This is a genomic window from Candidatus Hydrogenedentota bacterium, assembly GCA_016791475.1.
GTDB lineage: Bacteria > Hydrogenedentota > Hydrogenedentia > Hydrogenedentales > JAEUWI01 > JAEUWI01.
Window position 1 is genome coordinate 1 of sequence record JAEUWI010000032.1, and the last position, 13,005, is coordinate 13,005.

A 13,005-nucleotide genomic window follows, 5' to 3' on the forward strand; every position below is an offset into this window, starting at 1 on the left:
GTTTGCAGTATCTCCTATGTCACCCCTTGCGGGATTAGTCAATCCTCGTTCCCTATCCCAGGACTCGCTTCGCTCGCGCCCACCACGGCGGGTCTTCGACCTGGGCTACGATATGCCGTCCCTGCGAGACTAAAACCCAACGTGACTTTACATTCGATCCACCGCGGCCCCCTTTAGGGGCCTTCCTCATACCACCGGTTTTACCGGTGGTTACTGATTTTCCCACCCAGCAGGATCGTCCCAATCGCCGCCATCCAGCTTCCCCCTATTTTAGCGGCTATTCGGAGCCAGGGCCGGTAGAAACGCTTCCACGAGGCCGCCGCGATTACTGCGGACATGATCCCGAGAGATGAAAAGAACACCGCGTGAACAAAGTAGTTGATATCGGGTGTGAGGGTCGCGCCGTAGGAGAGCCCCGCCGCAGTACCTGCGAGGGCGATAACGGTTCGGGGCCACCCTTTGCTCCTTTCCCAGGGATCGATCAGCAGCAATCCGATCACGATGAGCGGAATGGCCCGCGCGTATTCTACAAGGCCGAAACTAGATCGGGCACCGGCGATAACGCTCCCAACGATGGCCAGGCACAGGGTCCACAGGGGCGCAACACCCGAATCGGTCTCAAGACGCGCGAAGACGATGGCAAGCGCGACCAGGGCAATGGCCTGATCGGGAAGAGGCAACAAGTGTGCCTCGCGATGCGCAAGGGGAGCGCTGTGGTCTCCGTGACCGAAGGCAACGCCTGCAAGTGAAAGCGCCACGAGGAGCAGTCCGACCGGTAACGCGGCAGACAAGTATTTTCGCGGTCTAGCCAAGGAGAAAGTACACGCCGACGAGGGACATGGCCGCTCCGGCAATGCGCGCTATCTTGCCCTCATACCGGGAGAGGGCCGCCAGGCCAAACCCAATGCCCGCAAGGTGAATCAGTCCCGTGGCCAGCACGAATCCCATGCCATAGGACACGCCATCGGCGGCCTCGGGAAGTTCCGCGCCGTGAGCGTAACCATGAAAAACCGCGAACATCCCCACCATCGTAATAGTGACCCACTCCTTTGGCTTGAAGGCAATGGCAACGCAGAGCCCAAGTCCAACGACTGACAGGGCAATTGCAACTTCCACGCCTGGAAGGGGAAGGCCCGCCGCGCCCGCGCATCCGCCAACCGCCATAATAATGGGAAATACCACAGGCAATTTCCAGACATTCTGCCCGCCAAGCTGCGCGCCCCAGATGCCCACGAGAAACATCGCCAGCAAGTGGTCAAAACCAAGCACGGGGTGAAGAAAACCGCTTTGAAATCCACCCATCGCGCCCGTGCCCGTGTGGGCATGGGCCGCGGCGGCACAGAATCCACAGGTCCCGAGAAGAACAGGCAAGGTAGTCCGTCGCATGGCTGAACACTCCTATCGTTTGGAAGATTGGACGGGAGTGTAGCAGCCTGTTCGGAGCCACATCAACGATGTGAATGTCGTGTTCCGCATATTAAGACGTACCCCGCAATATCACCAGCGACCTCGCCGGAATCGTCCACGTATCCGATTTTCCGTCGGTGGCGGTATCCACATAGGCCGTTGCCGTTCTTACCTCGACCGCTTCCCTCCCATAGTTCGCCAGCACGAGGTGCAGCTCCCGATTGGCGAAGGCCGACGCCACCACATCCTTCGGCAGAGGCCCGTTGAAGAGGCTGGAATCGCTAATCTCAAGCCAGGCCATGGTTCCCTCTTCCACGAGGGGTTTGTAGCGCTTGAGCCAGCGTGCGTAGGTTGGGCGGGCCTTGGGATTGCCGGGTACGGCGTCCCAGGCGCTGTAGGTGTGGAGCTTGGTGGGATCCGCCTGATACTGGGCAAAAGTGTCGCGGCAGCGTTTCAGCCAGAAATCGTCTTTGTAGCTCACACCCGGTACGAAGCCGCGCTCGCCGGTGAAAATACGACCGCCCATGGAAACAGGAAACTGCATGTAGGGAATGGACTGGAGATAGGGTTCATCCTCGCTTTCGGTGGAGGCGAAGCCCATGTCGATGCAGGGCACGAGGTAAGGCGTATGGTTCTTTGTGAGGTTGCGCAGGGCATCCGCCTCGGCCACGCCCTCGCCCACCCAGAGGTAGTCATAGGTCTTCAACGCACCCGCCATGGGCATTTCCGCGGCATTCACATGGAGCTTCAATATACCGCCACGCCGCTTCACGTCGGCATAGATCAAGGCCAACAGATCGGCAAAGGCGCCATCGTGCTCGGCCGTCTCTTCAAAGGCCACAATCTCATCCTTCGCAACGGGCATGGCGCCCTTGGCCGGATGTTTGTTGGCGAGATAACCTCCATCGACATAGATGCCATCGGTGCCATATTCATCAAGAATCTGGGCATATTTCTGCAGCACAAAGGCGCGCCAACCCGGACTCGCAGGGGAACAACGGGCCATGTTCCAGTAGCCCACTTCGAGGAAATCGCCTTCACGACTCCATTCCTGTTTGAAATCGGGATCGGTACGCTGAATAAAGCACGGCGAGGTATAGGTCAAAACCTTCATGCCACGCTCATGGGCCAGCGCGATGAACTTTCGATATCCTTCCGGGTTCACGGCGGAATACTTGTCGCCACCGAAAAGGCGGAGGGAATCGTTCCAATCATCAAACACCTGAATGATTTGAATGCCTTCGTCGCGCATGCGATCCAGCTCGCCCGCGTCGTAGTCATCCACCACCCAGGGCCTGGTGGCCGGATATTCACCCAGGTTGTAGCAGGCCTGTCCGGGAAGATAGTCCGTGATCAGATGAGTCCGCATGGCGCTTCGAATGGATTGGGTGCAGGTCGCAATATTGATGAGTCGACGCCGATGATCTTCCCGGTCATACGCGCGAAGGAGCGAAGCGACCGGATCGGACGGACCCGAAATGGGCGTTTCAAGGGCTTGTGCCGCCGGTGTGGAAAGTCCCGCCACACTCCCCGCAACAATCGCCTGAGTTCCAGTGGTCAAAAAGGTGCGTCGTTTCACAGCGGGTACTCCAATCGTTCATGAATCAGGCCAGGGCTGTATTCTCCTCATAGTGCCTTGCGCCAGTACCCGATGTCGATCCAGCGATCAAATTTAAAGCCTACGGCGGGAAAATGGCCAACCTTTTCAAAGCCCAGCTTTTCGTGGAGGGCCACACTGGCTTCATTGGGCAGGGCGATACAGCCTATGGCAATCTTCACATCGTGGTCGGGAAGTGCACGGAGAAGTTCGGTGTAGAGTTGCGTACCAATCCCCCGCCCCTCCGCGCCCCGGCGCAGATATATGGTGGTCTCGGCGCAGTAGTGATAGGCCGCCCGTTCCTTCCAGCGCGAAGCATAGGCATAACCGAGAATCTCTCCCCCATCCGCATAAACCAGCCAGGGGTAACGTGCGGTAATGGTTTCGATGCGGCGGGTCATCTCCCCATCGTCCACGGCCCCATATTCGAAGCTGGTAACGAGGTCGGTAACGTAGGGATTGTAAATCGACGCTAGAGATGGACCGTCGTGTCCGGTGGCCGCGCGAATCATGGCGCCTACTTCACCGAGATGCAAACATCAAGGGCGAAAGACTCCCGTTCCACATTCTCAAAAACGATAACGACACAATACGTGCCGCTGCGGTGAAACACTTCATGCTTGCCGCCCGAAATGATGGTGGGCAGGGTCATATTGAACTTGTACATCGTTCCCGCGAGCCTGGTCTTGGCGCCGCCCGCAATCATATTGATAAGTTCGCCCACCCCGTCGCGTATCTCTGATTCCGCAAGCATTTCATCATCCGGCGTCATGAGCATGGCCCGAATCGCGCGCTCCGCCAGTTCCGCGGGCATACTGAGCGCGCAGGTGCCCGTGGTCGTGCCCGACAGCCCCATAACGCCACTGACATCCCCGTACATGTCATAACCCTGCTTGATAAAAACCTCCTTCCGGCGGATCTGCATGCCGATCATGGTGGAGAAGGCTTCCTTGGTGGCGTCGATAAAAGGAGCGATAAGCTCCAGTTTCAGGGATGAAGACATTGGGACCATTCGCTCCAGGGTTCACCGGCAATCCGGGTTCTGGCTGAAATTCATCACACTCCGGTCAACCACCAGGGGCACTTTTGCCCCGGCAAGACCCGAGTGTGCCATTTTCGCATCCCGCAGCCTTTTCCGCAACAACGCAACATATTGTGCGGCTGGTGTCCACCGGAAAACAGGGGTATTAACGTCGAATTCGGATACTTATCCACAGGGTGTTTCAGCCCAACGCGGAAAGAGCGGGTGTTGAATATCTTTTCAGATGTTTATTCTCAAATAACTCAAAATAAAGAGGTTACACTATGATTTACGACTATGGGTAACTGAAGAGCCACCGGCATTCGCAATATTTTTCACTAGGCGCCCCATGGTTTTTCACATGTTATCCACAGGCATAAACACAGCAGTTCACGTTGACTTACCACCATATATTGCCCCATACCCGCTTTGCCTCGTCAAAAAATAAAACAGGAGCCGAAATTGCCGGCTCCTGCCAAACATGCATAACGATCAGTCCGACCGGACCCCTCAGATCCGGATCGGCATCACCACGTTGATGTAGGTATCATCCGGTGCATCCGTGCAGGGCTTGAGAATACCCGGGCTCATGGCGTCCTTCACCACCAGGGCCACCTGATCGGACTCCATCCGGCGCAGCACATCCAGCACGAAATCGGGGTTAAAGGCAATTTCCACCTTATCGCCATCATAATCGATAGGCAGCTCTTCCTCGTACTCGCCGACTTCGGGGGTCACCACCTTCAGCGTCATCACGCCCTTGCCGAAGCCGAAGCGCACGGAATTGAACTTGTCGTTGGTCATGGTGCGGGTACGCCGGACGGCTTCGGTGAAACGCTCCGTATTGACGAGGATTTCCTTGTCATGCTTGGCGGGAATCACCATGTTGTAGTTGGGGAAGGTGCCTTCAATCAGGGCCGAAACCATGCGGAGGTTGTTGAACACGAAGGCGATCTGGCTTTCGTCGAGGAAGATCTGCGCCATCTCGTCTTCATCCAGCAGGCGCTCCAGCTCGTGGATCATCTTCGAGGGAATGATTACCTTGGCCTCACGGTCCGAGGGAATGCCCTCCAACTCGCGATTCAAGCTCATCCGGCGCCCGTCCGTGGCCACAACGGTGATTTTGCCGTCCGCTATCTCAAAAAGCAGGCCGGTGAGGTTATAGCGCGCCTGGTCGTTGCAGATGGCGAAGGAAGAGCGCAGGAACAGCTTCTTCAAGGTCCCCTGCTTGAGCGTAAGGGGTTCTATGCCCTCAAAGCTGCGGATGGGCGGGAATTCATCCGGCGACATGCTGAAGAGCTTCGTATCGATTCGCCCGCAGGTGATTTCGATGACGTTGTTGTCCATCAGGTTGAGCGTGATGTCTTCGTTGGGCATTTCGGAAAGCATGGAGGAAATGCGCTGGGAAGATACGGTGAGGGCGCCCGGACGTTCCACGGTGCAATCCACCGTGCATTCGATGCTGACCTTGAGATCGGTGGCCGCCAGCTTAATGTTGGCTTCGCCCGTTTCAATCAGGATATGCGAGAGAATGGGCAAAGCGGATTTGGAAGAGACGATGCTCTTGACCTTATTGACGGCATCCAGCAAATCCTGTCGCGGGATCGTAATCTTCATTCTGGTTCTCCATGTCCGTTTACGGGGATAAGTGGTGCTTATTATATTAGATTGAATATAGAGATAAAACCAGTCGTAATAGTAATAGGGACTGGGATAGCGTGGAAAAGTGGGTCAACGTGTTTGATTATAGCTGTTTAGCCTGTGGAAAGAAACCTGAATAACCCACTTCGTTTTCCACCGCCCTCCCCAAGGGGGTCGTATTGGTTTAGATCCGCCTGTGAATATCCCTATCGGAATGTGTAAAACCCCGGTGGTTTTCCATAGGTTATATGACGCTTTTCCACCGGGGGCCGGAGTCTCGTTTTTCCACCGACTTTCGAAGGTTATCCACACCGCTTTCAGGGCCTGCTTTGGAGCCTTTTCCCGGTTATCCCCAAGTTCCCCAAAAAGTTTTTCCCGGCCTGTGCAAAACGAGGGACGCGCGCCGGAATCCGGCGCGCGTCTCACATAAGCCATTGAAAATAAACGGGTTAATTATTCAATTGTATCGTAGGTTCCAAGTGAACCGGCAACCCTAACCCTATGAAATACAATAGTTTGTACGTCGTTTACCACCGGGGGTGAAATACCGGTTATTCGACCTCAGGAGGGGTTATCCACATGTTTTCCACAGGCCTTCTTCACCCTTCCATCTTTAATTGAATTTTTCCGTTTCGGTGCGCTGCTGAGCCACCTCAGGTGCGGATAACACGCAGGAATTCTTCCGGATTCACCAGGCCCTCCGTCACTTTCTGGCGACAACGCATGGCCATGGTGGTCAGTTTTGCGGCTTTCATGATGACTTCGGCGCTGGCTTCTTCGTAAATCAGCTTGCGGATGGGCTCGGTAATTTCCAGCACCTCGAAAATACCGGTACGACCATGATTGCCCGTGTGGTAGCAGGCGTCGCAACCGCTGCCGCGGAATAGTTTCTTTGTCGTCGCGGGCAAACCGAGGGATTTAAGCAGCGTGGGCGCCGGTTTGAACGACGTGACGCACTCGCGGCAGATGGTGCGGACCAGCCGCTGGCCAATGACGGCGGTCAGGGCGCTGGAAATGAGATAGGCGGGCACTTCCATGTTGCGCAGGGTGGCGATAGCCTCGGGCGCGTCATTGGTGTGCAGGGTGCTGAATACAAGGTGGCCGGTCATGGCGGCGCGGATGGCGATGCGGGCGGTCTCGGAATCTCGAATTTCGCCCACGAGCAGCACGTCGATATCCTGGCGGAGGGCGGCGCGGAGCGTATTGGCGAAGGTGACGTCAATATCGGTATCGATCTGCACCTGATTGATGCCGGAAAGCTGGTATTCCACCGGATCTTCGATGGTCACGATACTGTCGGTCATGACGTTTTTCTGATTCAGGGCCGCATAAAGGGTCGTGGTCTTACCGCTGCCCGTGGGGCCCGTGACGAGGATCATGCCGTAGGGCTGTTCGATAATGCGGGTCAGGCTTTCCTCATCGTCGGATTCGAGGCCCAGATCGCGGATACCGGAAAGCACGGAAGATTGATCCAGGAGGCGGAGCACAATGCGCTCGCCGAGGAAAGTGGGCAGCGTCGCAACGCGCACGTCGAACTCGCGGTCGCCGACCTCCAGGCTGATGTGGCCGTCCTGGGGGTGGCGCGTATCCGTAATGTCGAGTTCGGCAATAATCTTGATGCGGGAAACCACGGCATTTTCGAGCTCTTCGGGAATACTCATGATGTCGTGGAGCACGCCGTCGATGCGGTATCGAACGCGCATTTCGGGTTCCTGGGGGTCCAGGTGGATGTCGGTGGCGCCGGAATTGACGGCGCCCTCGATGATGGTGGTGACCATCTGGATCACGGAACTTCCCGACGCCGCCCGGGCAATGGCTTCAAAACGCGCGGACTCCCGCTCTACTTCGACTTCCTCATTAACGTTCACGGTATCATTCTCCATAACCGATTTGCTTATAGATGGATGGACGGATTTTACAGGCACTTCTTCATCGAGCTGTTTTGCGGCCTGCCGGGCGGCACGGACCGGCGGGGTCGCGGCACTGGCGTCGTTTTCCTTCAAGGTTCCATAGCGCCGGGCAAGTTCGGTCTTGATGTCCTCGCAGGCGGTAATGCTGACGTGGATTCGTTTTCCCAGGATAATGCTTGCGGCTTCAAGCCGGTCCAGAGCCTGTGGGCTGGTAATCAGCACGTCGAGCCGATCGCCCTGGAGGCTTATGGGTATGATTTCATTCTTGCGGGCCACGCTTTCCGGAATCAATGCGAGGGCTTCGGTGTCGCTGGGGGTCTTCTCCAGGATGGTATAGGGCAATTCGTGTTGTAAACTGAAGGCCCGGGCAATATCTTCCCGCGTGGCATAGCCGTGTTCCACAAGAATATTGCCCAGCAGTCGGCCCTTGCGCTTCTGAAGGGCCAGGGCCTCTTCGAGCTTATCCTGGGTCAATACCCCCATACCGACCAGGGTATCGCCCATGCTTTGCTGCACCGTATGAACGGCTTTGGAATGGAATTCATAGCGGAGCATGTCTTCAACGGCGTTGAAAGACACTTTTCTGGCCTGGATGAGTTGTTTGTACCATGGGGTTCCGGTACTGGCTTCTTTTTCCTTGGCCTTGTTGAGCTCATCGCGGGTGATGAGCTCCTGTTTGACGAGATTTTCACCGAGTGTAGCGCTGTTTCTGCGCGCATTCATAAGGGGGTTCCTCCTCCGTTCGGTTCCCTGGGACGTCGGGCATTATAGGTTTAACATGAATGGATCGCAAAGTGCTATTTTAACGAAAAATTCACGTCGGCAGGGTTCGCCTCAACCAGCAAACCATCATCCGGGATCTTTCCCAATATTGCAAGTCCTTTTTGCGGGTCCCCGGCGTACCCGCACTTGGTGTGCGGGGTCATCTTCGCGTATCATCGGGTTTTCACCTACTCATCACATCGGCAGAGCGCGCGGAACGATCCATGGACAATACAACCCCCCAAACGCCGGAAAACCAGCCCGAACTGGTTCGACCCCCGGTGAACTACCTGCAACTTGTGTCCAGTTTACTGGTTATTCTGCTGGTGGCTTCCAATCTGGTCACCTGGCTTCATTTCCGGCATAAGCTCGCGGGCTCCAGTGCAACGGCCTCAACTTCGGTCTCGGAAGCGCCGGCCAATCCGGCGAGTCCGGCACCGCAGCCGCCGCTGGAGAACGTGTATCGGATTACCAACGGGCACGATCATCTGTACAAGCTGGAGCATCTGGACAAGTACCTGGCGGCCGCGGAGACGCTCGGCGTGACGCGCACACTTTTCGTGGCCAGTTCCGAGTTTACCTTTGAAGGCAAAGGCGCGAAGGACAAGCTGAACGACTGGAGTTCAAAGGAAATTCTCACGGCGGCGAAGAAGCATCCGGGCAAGATCATACCCTTCGTCACGCTTCACCCGGATGATCCGGCGAAAATTGAGCTGTTGAAGGGCTATATGGCGGAAGGGGCCATGGGCCTGAAGCTCTACACGGGGCACAGCAATTTTTACGATCGAAAGCTGGATGCCGATGAAATGATGCCGGTCTATGCCTTCTGCGAGGAGAACGGCCTGCCCATCGTGTGGCACATCAACATGGACAAATACGGCGACGAATTCGAACGGGTGATGGAGAAGCACCCGAAGATGTACGTGCTCCTGCCCCACTTCGGTGTGGGCTTCTGGAAGCCGGAGGGCAAGGTGATCAAGCAAATGGAGGCGATGCTGGCGAAGTATCCCAACCTGTATGTGGATACGAGCTTCGGCACGCGCGAGATCCTGGTGGGCGGTCTGGAGAAGGTCAGCGATAATCCGGACATATTTAAAGAATTTTACCGGAAGAACCAGGATCGTATTGTCTGGGGCACGGATATGGTGGTGACGGGCAACTCGGAGAAGACCCAGGCCTGGATCACGTCGGTCATTCGGGCCTGCCGCGATCTCCATGAGAAGGATCACTATACCTTCTGGATGGCCGCTCAGGGCTCCAAGTACGCCTATGCCGGGGGGAAGAACATCTACGGGGAGTTTCGCGGTCTCGGGTTGCCGCCGGAGATCTTGAAAAAGATCTATGAAACCAATATCGACAAACTGCTGGCGGGATTAAAGAAGCCGTAGTCGGGGATAGCGGAACCGCCCCCTCTCCTCCCCTCAGCCCCCGCCGAGGAGTTCCCGCACGCCCGGGGTTACGGGAAAGGCCGAGCCGAATCGCACGGGTTCCACGTGGCCATCGAGATAGAGGACATTGGCGCTGTCCGGATCACGCCCGAATACACTGGCGGTGACCCGCTCAAACATGATGGGGATGGCCGCGCGGGTATTGGCCGCGGCCAGGGGATCGCTGCGTTTGGCGACGAAGAAGTACTCCACGTCTTTCTTCAGGCGCCGGAGCATTTTGTCCGCCGTATCGATGTCGGATTGGATATCGGGTGGCGTCGGGCTTTCCAGCGCGGATTTGAAGGCCGCCAGGGCCGCTTCGTCGAGCAGGACGTAGCCGGTGTAGACGTAGGAGCGGGCCATGAGGGCGTGGGCCGTGTTGAAGTCCGGCGGACTCGCTTCGAGGGCGTTTTTCATGGCCTTTACGAGTTCGGGGTCGTTGAGGCTGGGCCGCACCAGCAGGGCGGGATCTTTAATGTAGCGCGGGTAGAGCTGTCGCAAATCGGGCACCCAGGCGCCGGGCACATCGGTAACCATGGGCGGAAACTGGTTGGCTTCCGACTGGGCGCTGTATTCCAGCAGCGCCTTACCGATGGTTTCCAGGTTCTCCGCGCCCGCAGCCTGCCGGGCCGCTTCCAGAGAGCGGGAAATGGTGGGCAGCAGGATAATGGCGATGATGGCAATAATAAAAATCGGCACGGTGACCTGCATGAAACGGAAGCCCCAGGTGGCGATGCGCTCTTCCTGGGCCTCGTGGCCGGCGCGGAGGTGATCTTCCGTCTGCGCGGCCAGGTTTTCGGGGGGATGGACCTCCGGAAGTTCGCGAATGGCTTCCAGCGTGGCGCTCTCCGCGGCGGCCAGCGCCGCGCCCTCCTTCAGGGCGGCAATGGCGGCGGCCAGCTTTCGCTGGCGTCCGGGCGAAAGCAGATTGAGCTGTCGGCGCCGGATGTTGTCGCGCAGGCCCTTCGGGACGGGTGAGGCGGTGGCGACCCCGGATGGCTGGGCAATGCGGTCGCAGGCGTCCAGGAGGAGTCTTTCCGCGCGGCGGCGAGAGAGGTTCAGACTCTCGCCCAGTGCGGCCGGATGCAGACCGACCACGCAGGCCAGCAGCACGGCGGCCCGTTCCTTAAGGGTAAGGGCTTTCAGGGCGTTCACGAGCGCGGCGTTTCGGTCGTGGCGTTCCGTTTCCACCGCCGACGCGTCATCGTCCCAGGCGGACCATTTGTCATCCCGCGCGGGGGCCATGCCGCCCCGGAGGATGTTGTCCCAGGAAGAGCGCTTCTGCTGCTGCTGGCGACGGGCGTGTTCCAGGGCTACGAGGGTGGCCGTGCGGAAGATCCAGTCCTTTACGGAAGGCGCCTTGCGCAGCCGGGCGAGATTGTTGACCGAAAGCGCCAGGGTGCGCTGGAACAATTCCGAAGCGCGCTCGGGATCGCCGGTGAGCCAATAGAGATAGTTGTAGAGCGGCCGCTCAACATGCTCGATCAGGGGGCGGCACGAGGCGGGATCGCCCTTCTTAATTTCGGCCAGAAGCGGTCGCGCATCGATATCGGGATTGTTATGGGTAACCTGCGTTTCCGTAGTCATCGTTTCCACGCGTGGGTAGTTGGGAATGAGGTGCTGCGGCGGCCGGCGGCACACCGCCCGGCTCAAGGCTAAAGGGTAGCAGAGTCGATGGCGGGGATGAAAGATGAAGGGGGTTGAAGGATGAAATGGGATAGGACGGATAGGACGAATAAGGATCAACGAGTCAAACTTATCGATATGACTCTTTCTACCCGTCCTTTTTCAACCTTCAGATTTCATCCTTCATCCTTCAAAGGGTCCAGCCTTCGCGATAGGGCGGATTGATCAGGGCGTTGGCTTCGGCGTTGTTGGTCACCTTCAGGTTGTCGCCGTCCCATTCGAGACGGTGATCCTTCATGCGGATCGCCAGCACGCCGATGAGCACCATTTCCGTGAGGGGGCCGCCATATTCGAAGCTGGCGCTCGCGGGCTTGCCGTCTTTGCAGGCGCGGACCCAGTCCTGCTCGTGGGGGGCGCTGTTCTGGGCCACGCGCTCGATGGTTGGCGCGGGATCGGTGTAGGCCTTGCGCCGGGCCTCGGGCAGGATCTGGGCCCCGCCCGCGCCGTGGGACTTGTGGAGGATGATGCCTTTTTCGCCGATGAGCAGGGCGCCATTGTTGGGCAACTCGAAATCGCCGGGCAGCCCGTCCGGAATCGGAGGCATGAGGCGACCATCGAACCAGGTGAGCTTTACCGGCGGCTTGTCGCCCCGGGCAGCAAACTGGTAATTCACCACACAGGCCCGGGGATAGGTCTCGGCCGCGATCTCGGGGATGTCGTGGGTCGTGGCGGCATGGACACTGGTGGGGTGGCCGAGATCGAGCGCATAGAAGGACGGGTCCAGGATGTGACAACCCATATCGCCCAGAGGGCCTGTGCCGAAGTCGTAGAACCCGCGCCAGCTCAGGGGGTGGTAGATGGGGTGATAAGGCCGCATGGGCGCCGGGCCGATCCAGAGATCCCAATTCAGGGATTCCGGGACGGGCGGAGTGTCTGTTGGCCGCGCCATGATGGGGAAGTCCGACCAGGGATCGCCGCCCACGGGGCGATCGCTCCAGGCAAGTACTTCACGCACCGGACCGATGGCGCCGTCGTCGATCCACTCCTTTACCAACCGGATCTCGTTGGAAGAATGGCCCTGGTTGCCCATCTGGGTCTGGATACCCGCTTCGCGGGCCGCTTTCGTGATGGTGCGGACCTCGTGGAGCGTGTGGGCCAGGGGCTTCTGGCAATAGAGGTGCTTGCCATTCTGGATGGCCGCCATGCAGATCACCGCGTGGGTGTGATCCGGCGTGGCCACGATGAGCGCATCGAAGTCCTTGCCCGCTTTATCGAACATATCGCGGTAATCGACGAAGCGCTTCGCGCCGGGATAGAGATCGAAGATTTTTCCCGCGTGGTTATGGTCCACGTCGCACAGGGCCACAATGTTTTCCGTGGCCGCGCAGGCGGCGATATTATTGCGGCCCATGCCGCCGATGCCGACCGCCGCAACGTTGAGTTTTTCATTGGGGGAGATCTTGCCGGGCACCACGTTGGCGGTGTTCACCTTCGTGGTGGCGCAGGCCGACAGGGTGGCGGTGGTCGTGGCGGCCAGGAAAGCGCGGCGGGTCAGATCGTGGTGCTGCATGGGGTCTCTCTCCGTGAATGGGGTTCGCAGGCCATGATAGGGAA

General features: G+C 58.1%; 10 protein-coding genes. 1 reads left to right on the forward strand and 9 read right to left on the reverse strand.

All coding sequences use genetic code 11. The annotated features are described in order from the left end of the window. Nucleotides 1-200: 200 nt before the first annotated feature. The 7 genes from JNK74_16940 to tadA form a co-directional block, all read right to left on the reverse strand. Nucleotides 201-758 carry a HupE/UreJ family protein gene (locus tag JNK74_16940; protein MBL7647871.1) on the reverse strand — a complete coding sequence of 186 codons (558 nt, stop codon included), beginning with the start codon at nt 756-758 and terminating at the stop codon, nt 201-203. Between the two features lie 46 nt (nt 759-804). After that, nucleotides 805-1,386, reverse strand: a complete 582-nt coding sequence (locus JNK74_16945; protein MBL7647872.1) for a HupE/UreJ family protein — start codon at nt 1,384-1,386, stop codon at nt 805-807. A 91-nt stretch (nt 1,387-1,477) separates the two neighbouring features. Beyond that, a complete protein-coding gene (locus tag JNK74_16950) occupies nt 1,478-2,986 on the reverse strand; it encodes a hypothetical protein (protein MBL7647873.1) in 1,509 nt (502 codons plus the stop codon). Between the two features lie 47 nt (nt 2,987-3,033). Next, nucleotides 3,034-3,516: an N-acetyltransferase gene (locus tag JNK74_16955; GenBank protein MBL7647874.1), complete on the reverse strand. Its 483-nt coding sequence runs from the start codon at nt 3,514-3,516 to the stop codon at nt 3,034-3,036. A 5-nt stretch (nt 3,517-3,521) separates the two neighbouring features. Continuing rightward, nucleotides 3,522-4,007, reverse strand: coding sequence for a chemotaxis protein CheX (locus tag JNK74_16960; protein ID MBL7647875.1), 486 nt, complete (start codon nt 4,005-4,007; stop codon nt 3,522-3,524). A gap of 528 nt (nt 4,008-4,535) precedes the next feature. Beyond that, entirely contained in the window at nt 4,536-5,642 is a 1,107-nt protein-coding gene (dnaN, locus tag JNK74_16965; protein ID MBL7647876.1) for a DNA polymerase III subunit beta, read from the reverse strand. 677 nt (nt 5,643-6,319) lie between these two features. Next, nucleotides 6,320-8,299, reverse strand: a complete 1,980-nt coding sequence (gene tadA / locus JNK74_16970; protein MBL7647877.1) for a Flp pilus assembly complex ATPase component TadA — start codon at nt 8,297-8,299, stop codon at nt 6,320-6,322. A 263-nt stretch (nt 8,300-8,562) separates the two neighbouring features. Here tadA and JNK74_16975 point away from each other — a divergent pair, with 263 nt between their 5' ends. Continuing rightward, complete coding sequence (locus JNK74_16975) at nt 8,563-9,726, forward strand: amidohydrolase family protein (protein ID MBL7647878.1); 1,164 nt, start codon at nt 8,563-8,565, stop codon at nt 9,724-9,726. A 33-nt stretch (nt 9,727-9,759) separates the two neighbouring features. Here JNK74_16975 and JNK74_16980 read toward each other — a convergent pair whose 3' ends face one another. Together JNK74_16980 and JNK74_16985 are read right to left on the reverse strand one after the other, a co-directional pair. Then, nucleotides 9,760-11,352, reverse strand: coding sequence for a sigma-70 family RNA polymerase sigma factor (locus JNK74_16980; protein ID MBL7647879.1), 1,593 nt, complete (start codon nt 11,350-11,352; stop codon nt 9,760-9,762). Between the two features lie 229 nt (nt 11,353-11,581). Further along, the gene (locus JNK74_16985; protein MBL7647880.1) at nt 11,582-12,961 is read right to left on the reverse strand and encodes a Gfo/Idh/MocA family oxidoreductase; all 1,380 of its coding nucleotides are present in this window, start codon (nt 12,959-12,961) and stop codon (nt 11,582-11,584) included. Nucleotides 12,962-13,005: the final 44 nt, after the last annotated feature.